Annotated in this window: 20 protein-coding genes; 7 read left to right on the top strand and 13 right to left on the bottom strand. The window is 66.7% G+C overall.

Translation table 11 applies throughout. The features are described 5' to 3' along the window. The first annotated feature begins 11 nt into the window (after window positions 1–11). Window positions 12–1,418, top strand: a complete 1,407-nt coding sequence (locus tag GFS60_RS04015) for a guanine deaminase (RefSeq protein ID WP_109326607.1) — start codon at window positions 12–14, stop codon at window positions 1,416–1,418. A 3-nt stretch (window positions 1,419–1,421) separates the two neighbouring features. On the opposite strand, the gene GFS60_RS04010 is transcribed toward GFS60_RS04015, so the two are convergent. Continuing rightward, window positions 1,422–2,720, bottom strand: a complete 1,299-nt coding sequence (locus GFS60_RS04010) for an NAD(P)/FAD-dependent oxidoreductase (RefSeq protein ID WP_159919075.1) — start codon at window positions 2,718–2,720, stop codon at window positions 1,422–1,424. 152 nt (window positions 2,721–2,872) lie between these two features. Between GFS60_RS04010 and GFS60_RS04005 the strand changes: the two genes are divergently transcribed. Then, entirely contained in the window at window positions 2,873–3,790 is a 918-nt protein-coding gene (locus tag GFS60_RS04005) for a LysR family transcriptional regulator (protein ID WP_159919074.1), read from the top strand. Between the two features lie 213 nt (window positions 3,791–4,003). Here GFS60_RS04005 and GFS60_RS04000 read toward each other — a convergent pair whose 3' ends face one another. The 3 genes from GFS60_RS04000 to GFS60_RS03990 form a co-directional block, all read right to left on the bottom strand. Then, entirely contained in the window at window positions 4,004–5,227 is a 1,224-nt protein-coding gene (locus tag GFS60_RS04000; protein WP_159919073.1) for a globin domain-containing protein, read from the bottom strand. A 1-nt stretch (window position 5,228) separates the two neighbouring features. Next, on the bottom strand, window positions 5,229–5,702 hold the full coding sequence (locus GFS60_RS03995; RefSeq protein WP_159919072.1) for an RrF2 family transcriptional regulator: 474 nt from the start codon (window positions 5,700–5,702) through the stop codon (window positions 5,229–5,231). Window positions 5,703–5,796: 94 nt separating this feature from the next. After that, window positions 5,797–6,738 carry an alpha/beta fold hydrolase gene (locus GFS60_RS03990; protein ID WP_159919071.1) on the bottom strand — a complete coding sequence of 314 codons (942 nt, stop codon included), beginning with the start codon at window positions 6,736–6,738 and terminating at the stop codon, window positions 5,797–5,799. A 218-nt stretch (window positions 6,739–6,956) separates the two neighbouring features. On the opposite strand from GFS60_RS03990, the gene GFS60_RS03985 reads away from it, so the two are divergent. Beyond that, window positions 6,957–7,529 (top strand): nucleotidyltransferase family protein, encoded by a 573-nt coding sequence (locus GFS60_RS03985; protein WP_159919070.1) that lies wholly within the window; start codon window positions 6,957–6,959, stop codon window positions 7,527–7,529. A gap of 24 nt (window positions 7,530–7,553) precedes the next feature. Here GFS60_RS03985 and GFS60_RS03980 read toward each other — a convergent pair whose 3' ends face one another. After that, window positions 7,554–8,375 (bottom strand): ABC transporter permease, encoded by an 822-nt coding sequence (locus tag GFS60_RS03980; RefSeq protein WP_374436226.1) that lies wholly within the window; start codon window positions 8,373–8,375, stop codon window positions 7,554–7,556. After that, window positions 8,372–9,328, bottom strand: a complete 957-nt coding sequence (locus GFS60_RS03975; RefSeq protein WP_159919069.1) for an ATP-binding cassette domain-containing protein — start codon at window positions 9,326–9,328, stop codon at window positions 8,372–8,374. Before GFS60_RS03975 ends, GFS60_RS03980 begins: the two co-directional genes overlap by 4 nt. Before the next feature lie 214 nt (window positions 9,329–9,542). On the opposite strand from GFS60_RS03975, the gene GFS60_RS03970 reads away from it, so the two are divergent. Next, window positions 9,543–11,189 carry a helix-turn-helix transcriptional regulator gene (locus tag GFS60_RS03970; protein ID WP_159919068.1) on the top strand — a complete coding sequence of 549 codons (1,647 nt, stop codon included), beginning with the start codon at window positions 9,543–9,545 and terminating at the stop codon, window positions 11,187–11,189. Window positions 11,190–11,301: 112 nt separating this feature from the next. Next, window positions 11,302–12,432 (top strand): flavin-containing monooxygenase, encoded by a 1,131-nt coding sequence (locus GFS60_RS03965; RefSeq protein ID WP_159919067.1) that lies wholly within the window; start codon window positions 11,302–11,304, stop codon window positions 12,430–12,432. On the opposite strand, the gene GFS60_RS03960 is transcribed toward GFS60_RS03965, so the two are convergent. From GFS60_RS03960 to GFS60_RS03935, 6 genes are all read right to left on the bottom strand, one after another. Then, on the bottom strand, window positions 12,383–13,552 hold the full coding sequence (locus GFS60_RS03960) for a lipid-transfer protein (protein WP_159919066.1): 1,170 nt from the start codon (window positions 13,550–13,552) through the stop codon (window positions 12,383–12,385). The two genes, GFS60_RS03965 and GFS60_RS03960, sit on opposite strands and share 50 nt — an antisense overlap. Further along, on the bottom strand, window positions 13,549–13,971 hold the full coding sequence (locus tag GFS60_RS03955) for a MaoC family dehydratase (RefSeq protein WP_159919065.1): 423 nt from the start codon (window positions 13,969–13,971) through the stop codon (window positions 13,549–13,551). The genes GFS60_RS03960 and GFS60_RS03955 overlap by 4 nt, the downstream gene beginning before the upstream one ends. Further along, window positions 13,971–14,978 (bottom strand): bifunctional MaoC family dehydratase N-terminal/OB-fold nucleic acid binding domain-containing protein, encoded by a 1,008-nt coding sequence (locus tag GFS60_RS03950; RefSeq protein WP_159919064.1) that lies wholly within the window; start codon window positions 14,976–14,978, stop codon window positions 13,971–13,973. Before GFS60_RS03950 ends, GFS60_RS03955 begins: the two co-directional genes overlap by 1 nt. A 14-nt stretch (window positions 14,979–14,992) precedes the next feature. Further along, on the bottom strand, window positions 14,993–16,144 hold the full coding sequence (locus tag GFS60_RS03945; RefSeq protein WP_159919063.1) for an acyl-CoA dehydrogenase family protein: 1,152 nt from the start codon (window positions 16,142–16,144) through the stop codon (window positions 14,993–14,995). Beyond that, window positions 16,129–17,169 carry an acyl-CoA dehydrogenase family protein gene (locus tag GFS60_RS03940; protein WP_159919062.1) on the bottom strand — a complete coding sequence of 347 codons (1,041 nt, stop codon included), beginning with the start codon at window positions 17,167–17,169 and terminating at the stop codon, window positions 16,129–16,131. The genes GFS60_RS03945 and GFS60_RS03940 overlap by 16 nt, the downstream gene beginning before the upstream one ends. A gap of 82 nt (window positions 17,170–17,251) precedes the next feature. Further along, a complete protein-coding gene (locus tag GFS60_RS03935; protein ID WP_159919061.1) occupies window positions 17,252–19,414 on the bottom strand; it encodes an acyl-CoA dehydrogenase in 2,163 nt (720 codons plus the stop codon). 93 nt (window positions 19,415–19,507) lie between these two features. Here GFS60_RS03935 and kstR point away from each other — a divergent pair, with 93 nt between their 5' ends. Together kstR and otsB are read left to right on the top strand one after the other, a co-directional pair. Continuing rightward, complete coding sequence (kstR, locus tag GFS60_RS03930) at window positions 19,508–20,146, top strand: cholesterol catabolism transcriptional regulator KstR (protein ID WP_109326538.1); 639 nt, start codon at window positions 19,508–19,510, stop codon at window positions 20,144–20,146. A gap of 68 nt (window positions 20,147–20,214) precedes the next feature. After that, window positions 20,215–22,755, top strand: a complete 2,541-nt coding sequence (otsB, locus tag GFS60_RS03925) for a trehalose-phosphatase (RefSeq protein ID WP_159919060.1) — start codon at window positions 20,215–20,217, stop codon at window positions 22,753–22,755. Between the two features lie 18 nt (window positions 22,756–22,773). Here otsB and GFS60_RS03920 read toward each other — a convergent pair whose 3' ends face one another. Next, on the bottom strand, window positions 22,774–23,862 hold the full coding sequence (locus GFS60_RS03920; protein ID WP_159919059.1) for a LacI family DNA-binding transcriptional regulator: 1,089 nt from the start codon (window positions 23,860–23,862) through the stop codon (window positions 22,774–22,776). Window positions 23,863–23,941 lie beyond the last annotated feature (79 nt).

Genomic DNA, 23,941 nt, shown 5'->3' with positions numbered 1-23,941 from the left:
GAGTTCATCACATGGCAACGCACATCCACCTCGGGCACATCTTCCACATCGCCGGCGCACCGACAGTGACCGAAGCCGCGGCCGCTCTCGTATCGATTCCCGACGGCGCGCTTGTCCTGGACGATTCCGGGCGAATCGCGTTCTGCGGCGACCGAACCGAGATTCCGTCGGAATATGAGTCCGGCACCGTGCACGACCACCGGCCCGGGTTCTTGTTGCCAGGGTTCGTCGACACCCATATCCATTTCCCGCAGACCTACGCCGGCGACTCCTACGGCGGCGGACAACTGCTGGAATGGCTGACCCTTTGCATGTTCCCGTCGGAAACGAAGTTCGCCGATCCGGAGTTCGCGCAGCAAGCCGCCGTCGAGTTCACCCACCGTCGCATCTCGGCGGGCACTACGGCCGCGATGGTATTCGGGTCGGCGTTTCCGCATGCACAGGACGCCCTGTTCACCGAGACGAAGAAGGCCGGTCTACGTATCGTCAGCGGCCGCGGCATTCAGACTGTCGGTGTCGGCACCGCCCAGCCACTGATGACATCCGAAGAAGACGCCATCCGGCTGACCCGCGAAGAGATCGACAAGTGGCACGGCGCGGACACCGGTGATGTCGCCACCGCACTGTTGCACGTGGCTATCGTCCCGCGGTTCTCGTTGTCGGTGACGACCGAGACCCTGAAAAACCTCGGGGAACTGTACGACGAGGTACGGGACCGCGGGGTGTATGTGCACTCGCATCTCAACGAGAACAATCGCCCGGGAACCGGAGAGGTGGACTCGACCAAAGAGGTGTACCAGGTGAATTCGTACCTGGACACCTACGACGGGAAGTTCCTGCCCGGCTCCCAGGTGGGAGGGAAGAGCCTGCTGGGCCGACGCACCATCCTCGCGCACTGCGTGCACTGCCAGGACGTCGAGCTCGAACGGATGGCCGAGACCGGTACGTCCGTTTCGCACTGTCCGGTCTCGCAGCTGTTCCTGGGATCCGGAACGATGCCGTGGAAGCGGACGGTCGCCTCGGGTGTCAACATTTCCGCGGGCACAGATTTCGGCGGCGGCGACGAATGGTTGATCCCGCGGGTGCTCGGCGATGCGTTCAAAGTGCACATCAACGAACCCGGGGACGACGGAGTATCGATGCATCCGGCCGAAATGCTGTTCATCGGTACCCTCGGCGGTGCCAGAGCCTTGGACATGGAGAACCGATTCGGCAACTTCGACGTCGGTAAGGAAGCCGACTTCGTCGTCGTCGATCCGTCCGGCACCCCGGCGCTCGACGGACTACTGCGCCACGGCATCCGCGCCGCCGACCCCGACCTGGCCCGCGATCAGACCCTGTTCGCGCTCTTGATGGGGATACGCGATACTTCCATCGCCGAGGTCTATGTCGCGGGCCGGCGGGCCGGGGCGTCCTGAGTTCTAGGCCGCCCGGTCCAGCTCGTTCGAGTCGGCAGGTTCGATCTCCTGCGCGTAGTGGAAGTGCGGGCGCCGATGACCGAGGAACGATCCACACCACGACATCACTGCCACGTAGCGGTTCCGGAATCCGACCAGGTAGACGAGGTGGACGGCAAGCCACAGGAACCAGGCGAGTACACCGGTCAACTCGATCTTGCCGACGCGGGTGATCGCACGGAACCGGTTGATGATCGCCATGCTGCCCTTGTCCCGATAGGTGAAGGGTGTTCCGGCCGGCCGCTTTCCGTTGATGATCGCCGCGACGTGACGGCCACCCTGCATCGCGAACGGCGACTGAGCCGGGAGGTTGTTCAGCGAAGCCATGTCACCGATGGCATAGATGTCGTCGTAGCGGCCCACGGTGAGGTCCTCGTCGACCAGCAGTCGACCGCCGCGGCCGGTCTCACACCCGGTCCGTTCCGCGAGCACCGCCGCGAAGTCGTTGGCCTGAATGCCTGCCGACCAGATGATCGTCTCCGCCGTCAGTCGCTTCTCGAACCCGTTACCGGGCGACGACAAGGTGGCACCGTGCTCGTCGATATCGGTCACCATGGTGCCGAGGACCACCTCGACCCCTGCACGCTCGAGGGAGTCCTGCGTGTACTTGCTGAGCTTGCCGCCGAACACGGGCAGCGTCTCCCCCGCACCCTCGACGAGGGTCACGGTGACGTCCTCGGCGGTGACGTCCCGCAGCGACTTCTCGAAGTAGCGTCCCGCCAGTTCCTTGATCTGACCTGCCAGTTCGACCCCGGTGGGCCCCGCGCCGATCACGATGAAGTGGAGCAGATCCCGGCGACGTTCCGGGTCCGACGTGGTGTGCGCCTCTTCGAAGCAGCGGACGATCTGGCGGCGCAACCGGTCGGCGTCGGCGACCGTCTTGAGGGCGTACGTGACCTCGGCGAACTCGTCGCGGCCGAAGTACGCCTGACGAGCACCCGTCGCGGCGATCAGAGTGTCGTAGCCGAGGGTGTGGCGGATCCCGCCTGCCTCGTAGACCACCTCGCGCTTGTCCGGGTCGACGTCGACGACGCGGCCGAGCCGGACGTCACCACTGGGATACTTGGCGAGGATGGCGCGGATGGAAGGCGCGATCTCGCCGGGCGAGAGCACACCCGTGGCCACCTGGTAGAGCAGTGGCTGGAAGAGGTGCTCGGTGGTCTCGGAAATCAGCACGAACGGCGTGCCTGCCTTGCCGAGCTTCTTCGCCGCCGCGAGGGCGCCGAAACCCGATCCCACGATGACGACCTGTGTGCGATCCACCGAAAACCTCCTCTGCCAGCGTTCCTGTGCTTAGCGTTGCGTATGAGCCCACCTTATGGATCCGATGAGCCTGATTGCCAATAACCTGGGGAAATCGAAATTGTGTTATCTCGATTGCTCATAAATGCTCATCGGCGCTGTAGCCTGGGGTCATGGAGTTCCGGCAGTTGCGCTACTTCCTCGCGGTCGGTGAAGAAGGCAGTTTTTCCCGTGCGGCGGAGCGATGCTTCATCTCGCAGTCGGCGATCAGCCACCAGATAGCCAAGCTCGAGCACGAACTCGGCACGGCCCTACTCGAACGGTCCACCCGTGCGACGCGCCTGACCGCGGCCGGCGAACGCCTCATGCCTATCGCGGCAGAAATGATGAGCCTCGAGGCGCGCGCACTCTCGGTGGGACTCGACCCCCGCAATCGGCTGCGAATCAGCGCCAGCATGAGCTTCGCCACCCAAAGCCTGGAGGCGATATCGCTTGTGCGCGAGGAGTTCCCACAGCTCGACATCGAATTCGTCATCAAGGATTTCACCGACCGCATGACCGCGGTGGCGTCCGGTGATGCAGACCTGGCCCTGATCCGCGGCGGCGTCGACAGACCAGGACTCGAAACAATCGAATTCGGCCTCGAGGATTTGGTGATCGTCACCTCGGCTCAACATCCGCTGTCCAAGTTTTCGACCGTCGACCTCAGCGAACTGGCGCCCTATCCGCTACTGCTGCCGCCGCGCAGTAGTCAGGTGCTGATCCACACCGTGGTCGAGGATGCATTCCGGCAGGTCGGGCAACGCGTAAAGCTCGGGCCCTCCATTCCCAGCGACCACACGGCGACCCTCGACGTCCTCACCACTCCCCTGTCGTGGACCGTGTTGTACGCCGACACCGCCGACGCGACTCCCCGGCGCGGGCTCAGTTTCATGCGCGAGTCGCACGACCTTCTGCGCATCCCGGTGTGCGGGGTAGTCCGCAGCGGAACGGCAACCCGCCCCGAACTCACTCACTTGTTTCGTGCGCTCGCGCAGTCGATCGCAGGATCACGGGGAGCTGCCGACGCCGAATCCCCAACCGACAGTTAGGCCGGCAGGGGCGGCGCGCGACCTACTGGCCGAGGAGGAATATTCCGGTGATCAGGTCGAACATGGGCGGGTGGGGCGCCGACGACGATCGAGGCAACCAGCGTTGCCGCCCAGAGCATTTCGATGGAATTGAGGGCGCGGAAGACGAGCCGACCGATACCCAGTCCCACTCGCACCCTGCTCGTGTACCGAGGTGTGCGGGTGAGGCGCAGTTCATGCCGGGGCGGCCGCCCAGCTGTCCGGGCCGAAAACCTCGTAGTGAATGTTCTCGGCCGCAACATCTTTCTCGAGCAAGGCCTCGCGCATGCCCAGCATGAAGGGCAGCGGCCCACAGAGATAGGCCCGGGTGCCGGGGGCGATGGTGATCTCCCCGAGGTCGGCTCGCCCCTTCCGCAGGTCCACCTCGGGGCGACGCGCGCCGAGGTCCTCGTACCAGCGGTGCATGACCGCGAACGGCAGCCGCTCGACGAGTTCGGCCAACTCCGCCCGGTGGGCGTGGTTACTGGGCGATCGGTCGGCGTGCAGCACCGAGATCGGGCGGGTGTCCTCGGTGTCGGCGAGGTGGCTGAGCATTCCCATCATCGGCGTGCACCCGATGCCGGCCGAAATCAGCAGCAGCGGCGCGTCGTCGTCCTGCAGAACCAGGTCACCGAACGGGGTGGTCACGTCCAGCAGGTCATTCTCGAAAACATTGTGGTACAGGAAGTTCGACACTTCGCCCGCAGGCGAGTGCGATCCGTCCGACAGCATCTGCCCGTCCACCCGCTTGACGGTGATCCGCCAGTCCTTCTGCGACGGAGCGGACGAGAGGCTGTACTGGCGGATCTGCCGGGCACCGTCGGAAAGATGAACCCCCACCGAGAGATACTGCCCCGGGGCGAAGGCGGGCAGGGGAGCACCGTCCACCGAGGTGAGCACGAAGGAGACGGTGTCGGCGGACTCGTGGCGGCGCTCACGGACACGCACCTGCCGCCAGACGTCACCGGGCGCGACCCCCGCTGCGCGGTAGAGACCGGCTTCCATCGCGATCAGAGTCTCGGCCATCGTCCAGTACACCTCGTCCCAGGCGGCGGCCACCTCCGGAGTGACGGCGTCACCGAGCACCTCGACGATGGCGTCGAACAGATGGGTGTACACGATCGCGTACTGGGCGGGCTCGATACCCAGCGAGGCATGCTTGTTCGCGATCCGCGAGAGGATCAAATCGACGCGAGCCCGATCGGGTTCCAGTTGCAGAGCCGCGAACGCGGCGATTGCCCCCGCCAACGCTTTCTGCTGACCACCCTGCTTCTGGTTGCCCCGGTTGAACAAGTCGCGTTCGAGGTCGGGGTGGGCAGCAAACATCTTGCGGTAGAACAGGCTAGTGATGTCGCCGATGGCGGCACCGACCACGGGCAGCGTGGCGCGGATGATTTCCGTAGAAGTGGGCGAGAGCATGTCATTCTCCGATCGCGGAAGAGAACTGGAAATCTGTGTCGGCCGGCCGGGGCAGTCCGAGCAGGACGGCGCGGGTCGGTGATTGGGTGAGGTCGTCGATGGTGACAGTGTCGAGCGACGCGAAAAACGCTTCCTGCGCACGGCGCAGCGCCGACCGCAGCCGGCAACCCGACCGCAGCGGACACGGCTGGGCGCCGTCGCATTCGACCACCTCCCCGTCTCCCTCGAGGCGGCGGGCGAGCCACCCGACCGAGGCGGTGCGGCCGAGTTCGGTAATGGCGAGGCCGCCCCCGCGGCCGCGGCGCGCGTCGACGATGCCGAGTTCAGCGAGCCGGGTGATCACTTTTGTCGCGTGCGTGTAGGACACCGCCAATTCCTCGGCGACCTGACGGCTCCCCGGACGGTCCCCCTCTGCCGCGACGGCCAGGCGCATGACGACCCGCAAGCCGAGGTCGGTGAACCGGGTGAGCTGCATGATCTGAAAGTACATTAATTCGCATTTCGTATGCGAGTTATGTGAGTGAGGTTACCTGCCGGCCGCCGGCGACACCCGGACGGGAGCGAAGACGCTAGACGAGCCCGTGCCGGTCGATCCAGGTCAGCACGTGGTCGAGTACCGCGTCCGGCATCTCGAGTTGTGGGGTGTGCCCGACGCCGGGCAGTACGACGGTGTCCCACCGCGGGTTGTCCGCAGCGACCTTGCGCGCCGCGGCGACCGGAACCAGGCGGTCGCGGTCACCGTGGAGCAGGAGAACCGGTTGTTCGAGGGCGCGCATGGCCTGCAGGTAACGCTGCGGACGCGCCATCACCCGCATCAGTGACCGGCTCGCCTGCAGGAACGCGGCATCTTGCGAGGGCTGCTCGCGCCGGTACTTCGCCAGCTCCGTCGCTGCCTCGAGGACGTCCTCGGAGGCCCGTGCGGGATCGGCGAAGCACAGGTCGATGACCCGCTCGACCAGCTGACGGTCGGTCATCCGCCGGCTCGAATACTGGAGGTAACGCTCCCCGACGAAGGGCGTCATGTACATCGCGAACTGCGCAGCGATCCGCGGATGTGGCATTCGTTGCGCAGCAGGAAGCGCCGGGTCGACGAGCACGAGTGCAGCAACAGTGTCGGGGTGGGCGGACGCCTCGAACATCGAGATCATGCCGCCCATGGAATTGCCCATCAGGATCACCGGCCCACCCACCACCTCGGTGAGGAAGCGGTGAAGTACCGCGACGTTGGCGGGGATCCCCGTCTGACGCTTCCCCGCCGGGCTGAGTCCGAAACCGGGGAGATCCACCGTCAGAACCCGCGTCCGTTCCGCCAACGCCGGGGCCACCCGGACCCAGTTGAGATGCGACCCACCGAGGCCGTGCACCATCACCACCGGCAGCGACCCTGCTTGCGGATCGCCGTACTCGACCCAGTGGACGGGTCCGTCGATGTCGATGACACTGCCCGAGCCACCCCACGACCGCGCGAACGTCTGACCGGCCGGCGAGCCACCTCGTTTCGGATCAAGCATGCGTCCATCCCCTTCGATGCGTCGTCTCGGCGTCGCGCCTCTCGCTGTCCGGAGGCCGGTGTCGGTCAGTCTACGACCGCTGTTCCCCCAGGCCGCGGAGCAAACTCTCCGATGGAGAAGTAGCGTGAACGCGTGCCGTACTTAGCTGCCAGTTCCGAGGACGCCGACAGCGAGCCGATCGCGGTGTCGACGGCCGATCGGGCCGCGGTCGTCCAGCCGTGACGATCGGGGGCGTGCTGCTCGCCGCGGGGGGCGGCTCGCGGATGGGTATGCCCAAGGCGCTCGTCGTCGGCGTCGACGGAGAACCCTGGCTGGGGCGTGGCGCGTGCATCCTCGCGGAGGCCGGATGCTGTCCCGTCGTCGTAGTCCTCGGCGCCCGCGCCGACGAGGCCGAGAGTCTGCTACCCGATGGCGTATCGGTGGTCGTGGGTGTGGCGAAAGACTGGCAACAGGGCATGTCGGCGTCGCTGCGACGAGGTTTGGAGGTTGCGGAGACGTTCGACAACGTCGACGCCGTCGTCATCACCCTCGTCGATCTGCCCGACCTGGACGCCGACGCTGTACGCCGCATCGCCTCCGTTCCGCCCGGCAGCGCACGAGCGGCCCTGCGGCAAGCCCGTTACACCGACGCACCCGGACATCCCGTCCTCATCGGCCGCGACCACTGGAAAGCTCTACTCCACAGCCTCACAGGCGACACCGGCGCGAGGCAGTACCTCGCCGCTCACGGAGTCGAGATGGTCGACTGTTCCGACCTCGGAACCGGCCGGGACGTCGATTCCCGCGACTAGTCATGCAGCGGCAGCCGGCGACAGTCAGCGGCTGACTGCCTTCTTGTAACGCCGGATCGCGAACGGAACGAAGATGACGAGCAGTACCGCCGTCCATGCCAGCGACGCGATCACGGGATTCTGCAATGGCCAGGCGTCGGGAACTGCCATGGCGGGGTTCGTGTTTCCGAACAATTCGCGCACGGCCTGGGTGAGTGCGGACACCGGGTTCCACTCCGCGATCACTTTGAGCGGTCCCGGCAGGTTGGTGGTTTCGACGAACGTGTTCGCGACGAAGGACAACGGGAAGATGACGATGAAGCTGGCATTGTTGAACACTTCGGGCGTGCGGATCCACAGCCCCACCACCGCCATCACCCACGACAGCGCATAGGCGAACAGCAGCAGAAGCAGGTAGCCCAGTACGGCCTCGCCCACACTCGAGTGGATACGCCACCCGATGACGAGACCCGTCAGCGACATCACCACGAGACTGACGATGTTGATGAGCACGTCGGTGGACGTCCGTCCCAGGAGAACCGCTGACGGCGCCATCGGGAGCGATCGAAACCGGTCGATGATCCCTTTCTGCACATCCTCGACCATGCCGAGTCCGGTCCACGTCGCCCCGAAGATGACCGTCTGGGTGAAGATTCCGGCGATCAGGAACTCGCGATACGACATCCCCGGAACTTCGATGGCACTTCCGAATACGTATGCGAACAGCAGCACGAACATGATCGGCGACAGCGTGGTGAAGACGATGAGGTCGGGCACGCGTTTGATCTTGATCATGTTGCGCTTGGCGATGGTGAGACCGTCGGCGAGTGCGGTGTGCATCGGGGCGGTGGTTGGTGGTGCGGTCATGAGACTTGCTCCTCCTCGGCCTCGTGCCCAGTGAGGGTGAGGAAGACGTCGTCGAGCGTGGGCCGGCGCAGTCCGACGTCGAATACCTTCACCCCACGATCGGACAGCCGCCCCAGGGCCTCGACCAGTGCGTCCGAACCCCCGGACACCGGGACGGTGACCCGGCGGACGTTGTCTTCGATGGTGATCGCTCCCGCGGCCAGCGGTGTGAGTTCGTTTCGCACCACCTCGAGATCGGCACCTTCCCGGACGGTCAGTTCGATGCGCTCACCACCGACGCGATCCTTCAGCTCGTCGGCGGTTCCCCGCGCGATCACGCTGCCGCGGTCGATGACGGCGATCTGGTCGGCGAGCCGCTCCGCCTCCTCCATGTACTGGGTGGTGAGCAGCAGGGTGGTGCCCTTGGCCACGAGGCCGTCGATGACGTCCCACAATCCGAGTCGGGCCCGGGGGTCCAGTCCGGTGGTGGGTTCGTCGAGGAAAAGGACCTCCGGCTCTGCCACCAGGGCGCCTGCCAGGTCGAGGCGGCGTCTCATGCCGCCGGAGTACCCCTTCACGGGCCGGTCCCCGGCTTCCACCAGATCGAACTGTTCGAGCAACTCACGGGCCCGGGCTTTGCTTCGCTTGGCACCGAGGTGGTAGAGCCTGCCGACCATCTCGAGGTTCTCGAAACCGGTGAGGTATTCGTCGACCGCGGCGTACTGGCCGGACGCACCGATCCGCGACCGAAGAACCCGGGCGTCGTGGATGACGTCGAGACCCGCCACGCGGGCCCATCCTTCGTCCGGGACGAGGAGGGTGGTGAAGACGCGTACCGCGGTGGTCTTGCCTGCACCGTTCGGCCCCAGCAGGGCCATGACGCTGCCCGCGCGGACCGCGAGATCTACACCGCCGAGCGCGGTGACCTTTCCGTACCGTTTCACCAGCCCCTCGGCTGCGATCGCATCGACCATCAGAACTCCCCGTTCCTCGGCGTGTGAACCCAGTGTGACTCGAGGCGCCGACCCGGTGCAGGGAATATAGGCCCCCGCCTCCTGGTCTGCGGACCGGGAACCCGTCTTCAGGCGCGATGCGACGACTCCACAGCGACCACGCGAGGGCAGCGAGCGCGGCGGTAATCTGGATGCGAGCGCCTCCACGACACTGCGAAACCGGCAGGAGAAGGTGATGTCCGACGACACGTCGGCGCTCCGGGCCGGCCGCGAGGCCTACACCCGGCGAGACTGGAGCGTCGCATACACCCAACTGTCGAACGCCGATCGGCAGGAACCGCTCGAGGGTACGGATCTCGAGCGACTCGCGGTCGCCGCCTATCTGATCGGTGAGGACGACGCCGCTACCGAGTTCTGGACGCGGGCCGTGAACCAATGGGGACACAGCAGCGATCCCGTGAGTGCGGCGCGCTGCGCATTCTGGCTGGGACTCGCCCTGTCCCTCAGGGGTGAGCAGGTTCGCGGTGGCGGCTGGTTGGGCAGGGCTCGGAAGCTACTGGACACCACGGGAGTCGACTGCCCCGAACGCGGCTACCTCCTGGTCCCCCTGGGACTCCAGCGCCTGGCCGAGGGAGACGGCGCCGCAGCGCGGGAGGTGTTCTCCACCGCAGCAGTCATCGGTGAACGGTTCGCCGATCCCGACCTCATCTCGCTGGGCGCGCTCGGGACGGGCCATGCGCTGATCGTGCTGGGGCGCCACCTCGACGGCGTTGCGGCCTTCGACGAAGCCATGATCCGGGTGACGTCCGAGGAGGTGTCTCCCATCGTCACCGGAATCGTGTATTGCGCTGTGATCGAGCAGTGCCAGCGCATTTTCGACCTGCGCCGCTCGCAGGAATGGACTGCCGCACTGACCCGGTGGTGTTCGGCGCAGCCGGACCTGGTGCCCTACCGCGGCCAATGCCTCGTCCACCGTGCCGAGATCCTGCAGCTGCAGGGCGCGTGGGCGGAGTCCATGGAGGCGGCCCGGCGTGCACACCGAAGACTCACCCAGCCGACGGTGCACGCCGCGGTGGGGTCCGCCAGCTATCTGATGGCTGAGCTCCATCGACTACGCGGTGAGTTCGCGCAGGCCGAAAAGCTGTACACGGAAGCGAACAAATGGGGTAGGCCGCCGCGGCCCGGGCTTGCCCTGCTGCGAATGATGCAGGGCCGGGTCGGCAGCGCGGTGGCCTGCATTCGGCGTGAGGTGGACGAGACACTCGACCCACTCGAGCAGGCACGACTCCTCCCGGCATGCGTCGACATCATGCTCGCCGCGCACGACGTCGCATCGGCCCGCGCCGCCGCAGCAGCGCTCGAAACCCTCGCCGCACGCCTCGACATCCCCTACCTCCACGCCGTGGCGGCGCAGGCGTCGGGGTCGGTTCTGCTCGCGGAATCCCGGGCGCAGAACGCAGTGGCCGTCCTCCGCGAGGCGTGGGAACGGTGGAACCTGATCGGGGCGCCGTACGAGGCGGCACGCGTTCGGGAGCTGATCGGGCGGGCGTGCCGCGAGCTCGGCGACGTGGACACCGCGCGGATGGAGTTCGATCTCGCCGCCGCGATCTACCGCGACCTGGCGGCTGCTCCCGATCTGGAACGGGTACGGACGGAAGTCGGAATCGAATCCTCAGCTTCGCCCCTGACTCCCCGTGAGCTGAATGTGCTCCGCCTCGTGGCCGCGGGGAAGACGAATCGCGCCGTCGCCGAGGACCTGTTCCTCAGCGAGAAGACGGTGGCCCGGCATGTGAGCAACATCTTCCTCAAACTGGGAATCTCCTCCCGCTCCGCTGCGACCGCATATGCCTACGAGCATCGTCTCGTGGAGCCGTCTGCATAGAACTACCCATGCCGGGTGGAGAATTCTGCATCATTCTCCCGAAGCCCCTCGGCCGGGTGCGGTCATAGCGTCGTAGCTGACGATTTCCACCCTCGACGAAGAGGCAATGACCATGACTACAGAACAGTTCGACACGATCGTGATCGGCGCCGGGCAGGCCGGTCTCGCGACCGGATACCACCTCGCCAGGCGCAAGCAGCGGTTCGTCATTCTCGACGCCCACGACCGGGTGGGTGACGTGTGGCGGGAGCGGTTCGACTCGCTCCGTCTCTACAGCCCAGCCAAATACGACGGCTTGCCTGGTTGGGGCATTCCCGCACGTTCGTGGACATGGCCCGGCAAAGACGAGGTGGCCGACTACTTCGAGGCGTATGCAGACAGATTTTCCCTCCCCGTTCGCACCGGTGTCACGGTGGACGGACTTTCGCCGGGCGGCGACGGGTACATCGTCACAGCCGGGGCCCGGACTTTCGAGGCGACCAATGTCGTGGTCGCGTCCGGAACCTGGCAGACACCTGTGATCCCGGATCTCGCCGAGCAACTCGACCCCCGGATCAGGCAACTGCACTCCAGCGACTACCGCAACCCCGCCCAGTTGCAGGACGGCCCCGTGCTGGTGGTCGGGTGCAGCCACTCCGGCGCGGACATCGCGTTGGAGGTTTCTCCTGCACATCGGACCACGATCTGCGGCCCTGTCCGCGGCGAGCTGCCGTTCGACATCGAGGGACGCGCCGCGCTCATCGCGATCCCGATCATGTGGTTCATGGCCAATCACATTCTCACGGAACGCACTCCGATGGGACGGAAGATGCGCCCGCACGTCCGGTCCGGGGGCGGCCCACTCCTACGGGTCAAGCGAGCCGACCTCGCCGATGCCGGGGTGGAACACTTCCCCGCGAAAGTCACGGGCGTGCGCGACGGCAGGCCCGTCCTCGACGACGGAACCGAGCTGGACGTCCGAAACATTGTCTGGTGCACGGGTTTCACCAAGGACACCTCGTGGATCCGGATCCCGGTGACCGGCGCCGACGGATGGCCCGAGCAATCCCGCGGTGTCTCGCCGGACCATCCCGGACTGTACTTCGTGGGTCTCCCGTTCCTCCGGGCGTTCGCCTCGATGCTCACCGGCGGTGTCGGCAGAGACGCCGAGTACGTCGCGAAACACATTGCGCGGCGGAGCAACAGGCCGGTAATCAGGCCGTCAGCACCAGACCTGATGTCGGGACACCCGTCCCTGCGGTGACGAGCACGTGCTGCACGTCCTTCACCTGGTTCACCGACGTGCCGCGGATCTGCCGGACGCCCTCGGCGATGCCGTTCATCCCGTGGATGTAGGCCTCGCCGAGCTGACCGCCGTGAGTGTTGAGGGGTAACCGGCCGCCGATGTCGATGGCACCGTCGGCGATGAAGTCCTTGGCCTCGCCGCGACCGCAGAACCCGAGTTCCTCGAGCTGCATCAATACGTACGGAGTGAAGTGGTCGTAGAGCACCGCCATATCGATGTCCTGCGGCCCGAGCCCGGCCTGTTCCCACAGCTGCCTGCCCACCAGTGCCATTTCCGGCAATCCCGCGAGTTCGGGGCGGTAATAGCTCGTCATGATGTACTGGTCGCTGCCGCTCCCCTGCGCTGCTGCCGCGATCACAGCGGGTTTCTGCCTCAGATTCCTGGCCCGCTCGGGCGAGGTGACGACAATCGCGATGCCGCCGTCGGACTCCTGACAGCAGTCGAGGAGGTGTAGGGGTTCGGCGATGAACCGGGAGTTCTGGTGATCCTCGAGGGTGATCGGTTTGCCGTAAAAGAAGGCCTGCGGGTTGTTGGCCGCGTGCTTCCGGTCGGTAACGGCGATCCGGCCGAAGTCGGCACTCGTCGCGCCGTACTCGTGCATGTAGCGCTGGGCCACCATCGCGACGAATGCGGCCGGAGTGGACAGGCCGTGCGGGTACGAGAACGCGTTGTCGGTCCCCGAGGAATTCACCTGCTGCACCAGACCCGAATTCACCTGGCCGAACCGCATTCCGGAACGCTCGTTGAATGCCCGGTACGCCACTACCACGTCCGCGACGCCGGTGGCCACGGCCATCGCAGCCTGCTGCACCGTCGCACACGCCGCTCCGCCACCGTAGTGGATGCGGCTGAAGAATTTCAGGTCCGGGATTCCGACCGAACGGGCCACGGCCGCCTCGGTATTGGTGTCCATGGTGAACGAGGTGAGCCCGTCGACGTCGGCCGGCGCCAGGCCGGCGTCGTCCAGTGCCGCGAGCACGGCCTCGGCCGCCAAACGCAATTCGCTGCGCCCGGAATCCTTCGAGAAATCGGTGGCGCCGATGCCGGCGATGACAGCCTTCCCCGACAATCCCTTCATGCCCCGGCTCCGTTCGTGGTTCCGTTCAGCACGAGCGTCACCTGCGACGTGATGTGGTTACCGAGCGAGTTCCTGCCGACCACGTCGAGGCTGACGACACCGTCGTCGATCGCGGCCACCGTTCCGCTGAGCGTCAAGATGTCGTAGGCGTACCACGGAACTCCGAGCCGGAGCGCGATCGACTTGATGACGGCGGTCGGACCTGCCCAGTCGGTCACGAACCGCTGCACCAGACCGGTGTCGGTGAGGATGTTCACGAAGATGTCCTTCGACCCTCGCTTCTGCGCCAGATCGCGGTCGTGGTGGACGTCCTGAAAATCGCGGGTGGCCAGCGCGGACGACACCACGAACGTGGGATCACCCGCAATCACGAGCTCCGGCAGTGTGGTGCCGACCGTGACGTCGAGAGTAGAGGTCATCAGTGCTCCTTCGTCGCGGGCTGCCACGCGTACAGGGTCCATGGCGCCCCGCCGGTGTCGTCGTCGCCGGGAAAGTCGAGGTAGATCGCCTCCACGGGCATTCCCACGCCCACCGCGGACGGCTCTACGCCGCGCAGTTCACCGAGCATGCGGACACCCTCCTCGAGTTCGACGAGGGCCACCACGAAAGGCAGTGAGCGCCCCGGCACCTTCGGCGCGTGATGAACGACGAAACTGAACACGGTGCCGCGGCCGGAGGCCACGAGGTAGTCCGTCGACTCCGCCTTGTCCTTCCACAGCGCCGGTACCGGCGGATGCTGCAGGGAACCGTCCGCCCGCTTCTGGATACGCAATTCGTGCGCGGCGACACCGTCCCAGAAGAACTGGGTATCCTGAGATGCACTCGGCCGCATCATCTTCGATGGGTCCAGATCGTCGAAGGACGCGCCCTGACCGTTCGCCGAAGGTGCCACCGGTTCAGCGGGTTTCGGGGCGAACTTCAGGATGCGGAACAACATCTCGGCCACGACCTCGTCGGCGCCCTCGTCGTTCGCGACCGTCCACCGGCTGCGGGTGGTGAAGAACCACCCGTCGCCGAGGCCGGTCTTCCTCGGTCCCACGACGTCTTCGAGCGTCGTGGAGATGGTGACCCTCTCGCCGAGCCGCAGGTAGCGGTGGTAGGTCTGATCGCAGTTGGTGGCGACGACGGACGTGTACCCGGCCTCGTCGAGGATGGTCGTCATGCGGCCCAGTGGGTCGTCGGCTTGGCGTTCGGCGTGCAGCCCCTGCATGGTCCATACCTGCGCCATCGCCGGTGGGGCGACGATACCGTCGTGGCCTGCTGCCCGCGCGGCGTCCTCGTCGACGTAGATGGGGTTCCGGTCGCCGATCGCCTCTACCCAGTTGCGAATCATCGGGAGGTTGATCGGGTCCCGTCCTGGCCGCGGTGCGCTGGGGCCGGCGGATCGGACCTTCTCTGCTGCAGCGAGGATCTGTTCGGCACTCATGATGCGCGGCGCTCCTATCGCGGTACTCGGGGAAGCTTCAGGCCTGCCGTCGCGATCAGTTCGCGCATCACCTCGTTGACTCCCCCACCGAAAGTGATGACCAGGTTTCGCTTCGTTTGCATGTCGAGCCACGTCATCAGGTCGGCGGTATCCGGGTCGGATGGGTCGCCGTAGCGTCCGATGATCTCCTCCACGAGCCTTCCGATGCGCTGGATCCGCTCGGTGGCAAACACTTTCGTTGCCGATGCATCGGCAATGTCGATGGCCTCCGCGTCACTCGAGGCGACCTGCCAGTTGAGCAGTTCGTTCAGCCGATACGTCGCGTGGATCTCTCCGAGCGCGCGCCGCACGTCGGGCTCGGCGAGCAGACCGTGGGTTACCACCCAGTCGCGAATGCGGTCGTAGAGTCCGCCCACGCGTCCCGCCGGCCCCAGCATGACCCGCTCGTGGTTGAGCTGGGTCGTGATCAGTCGCCACCCCTGATTCTCCTCACCCACAAGCATATTCACCGGTACTCGAACATCGGAGTAGTAGGTGGCGTTGACGTGATGAGCCCCGTCGCAGGTGATGATCGGTGTCCAGCTGTAGCCCGGATCCTTCGTGTCCACGATCAGGATCGAGATCCCACGGTGACGCGAATCCGCGGAACCCGTCCGGACGGCGAGCCACAGGTAGTCGGCGTCGTGGCCGCCCGTGGTGAAAATCTTTTGGCCGTTCACGATGTATTCGTCGCCCATCCGGAGGGCCGTGGTCCGCAGGGCCGCGAGGTCGGTGCCGGCCTCGGGTTCGGTATAGCCGATCGCGAAATGCACTTCGCCCGCGAGGATTGCCGGGAGGAACTTGCGTTTCTGCTCGTCCGTTCCGTACTTCTGGAGGGTCGGGCCCACCGTTTGCAAGGTGACCGCCGGAAGTGGAATGTCCGCGCGCGTCGCCTCGTTCACGAAAATCTGCTGTTCGATCTCGCCGAATCCCCGGCCGCCGAATTCCACCGGCCAGCCCACGCCGAGCCAGCCGTCCTTGCCCATCCGCCGGATCACCTCACGGTAGGTGGGGCCGTGCCGTTCGGTGCGCATGATCTCGGCCTCGGCAGGCGTGACGAGGCCCGAGAAGTAACGTCGTAGTTCCGCTTGCAACTCTCGCTGCTCGTCGGTCAGATCGATGAACACCGGGCCCCCACGAGGTCGAGTCGGTACGAGGCGCCGCCGACGAGGCGCGCCAGGTCTTTGGCAGTCGAGTAGTAGCGGTGCAGCGGATAGGTGACGTCGACGCCGATTCCGCCGTGGAGGTGGTGCAGCACCTGCATGGCTGCGGGAACCTCCGCGGCGATCCAGTACGCCATCACATCCAGGTCGTCCTGAGCGTCGAGCCCCTGCGACACCCGCCACGATGCCGACAGTGCGGATACGTGCAAGGTGCGGGAGGTGACATAGACGTCGGCGATCTGCTGGGCGACCGCCTGGAACGTCGCCAGCGGCTTGCCGAACTGATGCCGGGTGGCGAGATGCTCACCCGCCAGAAGTGTTGCTCCAGAGAGCAATCCGTCGGCCACGGCACCGATGGAGGCGAGGGCGATCCGATAGAGCTGCTGGACCGCTTCCGGTCCACCGGCGAGGAGTTCACCCCGCGCTCCGTCGAAGGTGACGGCAAATTCGGGACTGCCGGACGACGAGGGTGTGGCAGTCAGCGACACCCCGTCCGACCCCGGCTGCACCAGCACGACGCCGGCGTCGGCCGGCACGAGGATGCGGTGGGCACCGTCCGCATAGGGGACGGCCACGACGCGTCCGGTGACGAGGTAGTCGTTCCCCTCCGCCACCGCGGTCACCGACGGCGGCGTCGGGAACGGCCTCCCGGGCTCGGCGAGCGCCGCGGTGAAGGTTCGTCCGTCCGCCAGCCCGCTCAGCAACTCGTCCTGTTGCCTGTCGTCACCGAGCGCAACGAGGGGCAACACCCCGAAGCCCAGCGTCGCGAGGGCGGGGACGACCGCCGCCCTGCGCCCGACCTCGGTGAGCAGCGCACCGACGTCGGTGACCGAGAGGCCCTCCCCACCGAGACGTTCGGGTAGCGCGAGAGTGAGCAGGTCGGCCTCGGCAAAGGCGCGCCACAGAGCGTCGCCCTCGAGGTCGCGGTCCAGAAGTCCCCTCGCAACCTGGGTGATCGCCTCCTGAGTCTCGTCTCGGGTGAAGTCCACCTGGCATTCCCACTTTCGATTTAGAACGTGTTCTAGTTGTATCACCATCGCGGAACTCGCGAAAGGCCATCGCGGGAGGTGCTCAGGATCGGGGCAGTCCGAGAATGCGTTCCGCCGCGACGGTCAGAAGAATCTGCGTCGTGCCGCCGGCGATGGACAAGCACCGTGTGTTGAGGAACTCACGCGAGAGCGGACCGTCCACCCAGCCGTCGACGCCGCCGAGTTCCATCGCGAATTCCGCCACTTCCTGGCGTTGGCGCACACCCACCAGCTTGCGCACGCTCGACTCCGCTCCAGGATCCTGGCCGTCGAGCTGCCGAAGGGTGGTGCGCAGTTCGAGCACGGACCCGACGAGCGCGCCTGCGATCAATCGGCCGAGCCGATCGTCCGTCACCGGATCGCCTTCACCTGCGAGTGTCAGCAGCTCTTCCATTGCCGCGCCCAGCGACGACCCACCGCCCATCGCGACTCGCTCGTTGGCCAGGGTGGTACGGGCCAGCTTCCAGCCGTCACCGAGATTGCCGACCACGAGATCGTCGGGCACGAACACGTCTTCCAGAGAGACCTCGTTGAACAGGGCGTCGCCGGTGATCTCGCGAAGCGGTGAAATCGTGATTCCCGGGCTTGTCATATCGACGAGAAAGTAAGTGATGCCCTTGTGTTTCGGCGCATCCCGGTCGGTGCGGGCGAGGCAGATCGCCCAGTCCGCCTCGTGAGCCCGCGAGGTCCACACCTTCTGACCCGACAGTGTCCATCCGCCGTCGACCCTCACGGCGGACGTGCGCAGGGCCGCCAGGTCGGAACCGGCCCCCGGCTCACTGAACAGCTGGCACCAGATGATGTCGCCGCGCAGAGTGGGCATCGCGAATCGCTCGATCTGCTCCGGACTTCCGTGCTCGAGAATGGTGGGCACCGCCCACCACCCGATCACCAGGTCCGGCCGTGCCACACCGACTGCGGCCAGCTCCTGCTCGATGAGGATCTGTTCGGCGGCCCGCGCGCCCCGCCCGTACGGTTCGGGCCAGTGCGGCGCGAGGTAGCCCGACTCGGCGAGTGCGGCGCGACGCTCGGAGTCGGGCAGCGCGACCAGTTCAGTCACCTCGGCCCGGATCCGGGCCCGCTCGTCGGCGAGTTCCGAGAGATCGAGGGACAGGTGCCTGCGGGCGCCGCCGCGGGTGAGTTCGGCTACCCTCGCGCGCCACCTCGTCGACCCACCGAGCAACTGCCGCAGCGACGTCGCCCGGCGCAGATAGAAGTGGGCGTCGTGTTCCCAGGTGAAGCCGATCCCGCCGAGCACCTGGATGCAGTCCTTGGCGGTCTCCACCGCGGCGTCGAGTGTGACCGCCGCAGCGACGGAAGCGGCGATGGGCAGTTCACCGCCGTCTGCGTCCCACGCGCCTTCGGCCGCCACCGCGGCGTCCCAGGCCGCGGCACTCGACGCTTCGACGCGGCACAGCATCTCGGCGCACAGATGCTTGATCGCCTGGAACGAGCCGATGGGCTTACCGAACTGCTCGCGAATCTTGGCGTAGTCCACCGCGGTGCGCAGGCACCAGCGCGCGACCCCCGATGCCTCCGCCGCAGCCAGTGTGGCCGCGAGATCCCGGACCAACCCCTCCCGCAGCCCGGTGATCACGCGGTCCGGTGCGACGGCAACGCCTGTGCACCGGATGCGGGCGAGCGGCCGGCTCTTGTCGATCGTGTCGGCGGGAGCCACCTCGAGTCCGACGGACTCGCCGTCGACCAGGCACCACACGACGCCGTCGCCGGCGTCGGCCGCCAGCAACACCGACATTCCCGAGTCGGCACCGATCGCGAAACCGGCGTCTCCGGTGATCACCAGCCCCCCGTCGTCGGCGAGGGTGGCGTTCACCGGCGGACTGCCGAGAGCGACCGCGCACGGAATCTTCCCGTCGGCGAGATTTTCGGACCAGGTCTTCGCGGCCGCGCCGGAACCGCGCCCGACGACCAGAGCCGCCAGCGCGGTGGGCAGAACAGGACCCGGGACGAGTTCAGTTGCAGCCTGCTCGATCATCGCGGCGAGGTCGACGATCTCCGCGCCCGAACCACCGACCGCCTCGGGTACGGCAACGGAGAAGATCCCGAGCGACGCGAAGGACGACCAGGACGTGCGCCACGAATCCGCTGGTCCCTGGCGTACTGTGACGAGCGGGTCCGTGGACCGCGCCCACGCCTGGATCGAACCCGCTGCAGCCCTCTGTTCCTCGGTGGTGGCGATAGTCACAACGGGTTTCCGCCTCTCCTGAATGACACATTCGTCTAGAACGTGTTCTAATATGTCACCTGGCCATGAGTCAAGGCGCGAAGGAAAACAGGTATGACGACCAGCTCTCGATCCCGTCCCACGACAGTCGCTGCGGCGACGCTGGGCGAGGACGACCTCAGTTCCAACGCGCAGAAGGAACGGCGCAAGCGGATCCTCGACGCCACCCTGGCCCTGGCCTCCAAAGGCGGATACGAAGCCGTGCAGATGCGCGCGGTCGCGGAACGTGCGGACGTTGCGGTCGGGACCCTGTACCGCTACTTCCCGTCCAAGGTGCACCTGCTGGTCTCGGCACTGGCGCGCGAGTTCGAGCGCATCGATTCGCGGGGCAAGAATCCGCCGGGCAGCAATCCACTCGAGCGCATGCAGCTCATCCTCAGCCAGATCACCCGCGCCATGCAGCGGGACCCGCTGCTGACCGAGGCGATGACACGGGCGTTCATGTTCGCCGACGCCTCCGCCGCCGCCGAGGTCGATCAGGTGGGCAAGCTCATGGACCGGTTGTTCGCGCGGGCCATGACCGACACCGAGCCCACCGAGGACCAGCTGGCCGTCGCTCGCGTCATCTCCGACGTCTGGTTGTCGAATCTGGTGGCCTGGCTCACACGCCGTTCCTCCGCCACAGATGTGGCGAATCGGCTGGAACTCACCGTCGAACTGCTCCTCGGTGACGGAAGCCGCAGACCCGAATAAGGGACGAACCGCGCACATCCGGAAGCGACAATGCGCTCTCCGCCGCTGCATCACCTAGATTTGAACGCGTGAGCGCTCAAGATCTGCCCATCGAACTCCGTCGTGCCCTCTCCCGGGTCGCGAGGACGCCTCGTCTCCTCGTGGCCTCCGACTACGACGGCACGATGGCCCCCATCGTGTCCGACCCCGAAAGAGCATTTCCGCACGCCGAATCGGTGCGAGCCCTCCGCGGCCTCGCGGGCCTGGCAGGAACGACGGCGGCCGTCATCTCGGGTCGGGCGCTGAAGGATCTCGCGGCGCTGTCCCGCCTGCCCGCCGAGGTTCAGCTCGTCGGCAGTCATGGATCGGAATTCGATATCGGATTCATCCACGCCATCGACGCCGACGCGCGCCAACTGCTCGCCGAGATCACCGAGGATCTGCGACAGATCTCCCAACTGCATCCCGGCACCGGGGTGGAGACCAAGCCCGCCAGCGTGGCACTGCACGTCCGTAATGCCGACCCCGAGCACGGCGAGAAGGCACTGGCCGCCGTCCGCGCCGACGCCGCGCAGCGCGTGGGCGTGCAGGTGACCGAGGGCAAGTCGGTGATCGAACTGGCCGTGGTCGCCACCGACAAGGGTCACGCCCTCGACCTGATCCGCCATCAGGAAGGTGCCACCGCCGCCGTCTTCGTGGGCGACGACGTCACCGACGAGAAAGCGTTCTCGCGACTGCAGGGCCCGGACGTCGGCGTCAAGGTCGGGTCGGGCGACAGCCTCGCCGAGTTCCGGGTAGACACCACCGAAGAGGTCGCGACCGCCCTCGCGTTCCTGCTCGAGGAGCGTCGCACCTGGCTGTCGGGCGCGCATGCCCCACCGATCGAGCGGCTCACCATGCTCGCCAGCCCCCGGACCGTCGCCCTCGTCACCCCGGATGCGACCCTCACCTGGCTGTGCCACCCCGAACCCGACTCCGCCTCCGTCTTCGCGCATTTGCTCGGCGGACCGGAAGCCGGCCACTTCAGTGTCGGCCCGCACCGCAGCGCCCTGCCGCTGAGCCAGCGCTACGTCGACAGCACCATGACCGTGCAGACACGGTGGGCCAGCCTCTCGGTCACCGACTACCTGCCGCACGACGTGTGTCCCGGTCGCACCGATCTGACCCGGGTGATCAGCGGGCAGGCCGCCGCGGTCGTCACATTCGCACCGCGGCCCGAGTTCGGCCAGGGTCAGGTGATCCTCGAGGCGGTCGCCGAAGGATTGCGTGTGCACGGCACCAACGAGCCGATCGTCCTGCGCTCGCCGGGCGTGCGCTGGAACGTGACCTCCGACGGGAATCAGCAGACAGCCCACGCCGTCGTCGACCCGTCCGAAGGTGACGTCGTTCTGGAACTGCGGTGTGGCACCGAGGACATCGGCCCGTCGCAGACACCGGAAGAAGAACGCCGCGCCGCGTCGGAAGCGTACTGGTCGGATTGGGCGAAGGGGCTGACCCTGCCCACACTGAAGCCCGATCTGATGAAGCGCTCGGCGCTGACCCTGCGCGGTCTCGTCCACGTCGATTCGGGATCCATCATGGCCGCGGCCACCACCTCGTTGCCGGAGGAAATCGGCGGCGTCCGCAACTGGGACTACCGCTACTGCTGGCTCCGCGACGCCGCGCTCACCGCGTCCGCACTGGTCAGCCTCGGCTCGCTGAGCGAAGCCGAGGGTTTCCTGGACTGGGTGCACGACGTGCTGGAGACCATTCCCGGCCCCGAGCGTCTGCATCCGCTCTACACCCTCCACGGCACCGGACTTCCTCCCGAGGCCGTGATCGACTCACTGCCCGGGTATGCCGGGTCGCGTCCGGTGCGCATCGGCAACGCCGCCAATCAGCAGGTCCAGCTCGACGTGTTCGGTCCCATCGTCGAATTGATCGCCGATCTGTCGCGTGCCCGCGAGAAGCAGGGCGTCGCAGTGGCGTTGAACGATCGCGACTGGGAACTGGTGTGCGCGATGGTCGCGGCCGTCGAGCGCCGATGGTTCGAACCGGACCACGGAATCTGGGAGATCCGCGACAACCCGCGCCATCACGTGTACTCGAAGGTGATGGGCTGGGTGACCGTCGACCGGGCGGTGGCGCTGGCGAAGCACTTCGGCCGCCCCATCGAACCGGGGTGGACGCCGTTGCGGGACAAGATCGCGGACGAGGTGCGCGAGAAGGGGTGGAAGGACGAGGTCCGCTCGTACACCGCCGCCTACGACGGCACCGACCTCGATGCCGCCACACTGCACATCGGGCTGTCCGGGCTGATCGACCCGCACGACGAGCGGTTCGCCGCCACCGTCACGGCCACCGAAGCGGAACTGCGCAGCGGTTCGACGGTGTACCGGTACCACCACGACGACGGCTTGCCGGGCACCGAGGGCGGATTCCACCTCTGCGCGGCGTGGCTGGTGGAGGCCTACCTGCTGATCGGTCAGCGATCACAGGCGGAGGCCTTGTTCGCGCAGCTCGTCGACGTGGCGGGACCGACCGGGCTTCTCAGCGAGGAGTACGACCCCGTCGCGGAGCGCTCGCTCGGCAATCACCCGCAGGCATACAGCCACCTCGGCCTGCTCCGCTGCGCACAGCTGTTGGCGTGAGCGGGCCGTAGGGCCGCCTCAGCGAGGTGCGGGGCCGGCGGTGGATCCGCGTGACAGCTCGGTGTCGAGCATTTCGACCGTTGCGACGCCGGAGTGCGACGGAGACATCAGCAGGGCGCCGGCACGCCGGCCCTTGTCCTCCTGAGGCTGCCGCACGGTGGTGATTCCCTCGCGGAGCGCTTCGTCGACGCCGTCGAATCCGGTGATCGACAGTTGGCCGGGAACGTCGATTCCCTGCCAGCGCGCCCAGTCCACGGCGCCGAGCGCGAGCACGTCGGTGGTGCAGACGAGGGCGGTGATGTTCGGATTCGCGCCGAGCGCTTGGGCGGCTGCCGAGTGACCGGATCGTCCGGTGTGCTCGAAACGCTCGACCACGGTGAGTGTCTCGGGGTTCAGGCCGGCATCGGACATCGCGTCGCGAACTCCACCGATGCGCTCGCGTTGCACATGGAAATTCGGCGAGTGCAACCGTTCGGCGTCGGCAATTCCATCTGAGCGGTCGCGGCCCAATCGCATGCTGAGCACCCCGAAGTCGCAGTGCCCGAGCCCGATGAGGTAGTCGGTGAGCGCCCGCATCGCGGCCCGATCGTCGATTCCCACGAGTGATGCTCCAGGAATCTCCCGGGGCTGATCGCAGATGACGACGGGAAGGTGCCTCTCGCACACCGCTGCGAGGTACGGATCGTCGTCCGCCACCGAGTAGACGACGAACCCGTCCACACCGGCCTGCTGCACGACGGCCGCGGCGTCGGCGTCGTCACGCCCCGGCCCGGCCGGGATCAGAAGCAGGCCCTGTCCCGCCGACTCACACGACTCCGCGAGGCCGGACAGGAAGCTCATCGCCGCCGGGTCACGGAAGGAATAGCTGAGCGCCTCGGTCAGCAGGAGCCCCACAGCACCCGCCTTACGTGTGCGCAACGAACGAGCCACCGGATCCGGCCCGGGATAGCCACGGCGTTTCGCGGCTTGCAGTACCCGGTCGCGGAGTTCCGCGGAAAGTTGGTCGGGCCTGTTGTAGGCGTTGGACACTGTCGTGCGGGAGATATTGAGCTCGGCCGCGAGCGACGCCAGCGTGGCTTGGCGGCGCGGCTGTCGAGACCTGGGCATAGGGGGACGTTAGTACCCGAAGTGTTCGACGGTTCGGCGGGGCTCGGCCGAAAGTGCACTACCAGCGACGTATCCGCTA

The sequence above is a fragment of the Rhodococcus sp. WAY2 genome (assembly GCF_009859915.1).
Taxonomy (GTDB): Bacteria; Actinomycetota; Actinomycetes; order Mycobacteriales; family Mycobacteriaceae; genus Rhodococcus_F; species Rhodococcus_F oxybenzonivorans.
The sequence above is the reverse complement of the archived record's forward strand: the minus strand, read 5'-3'. Positions and strand labels throughout refer to the sequence as shown.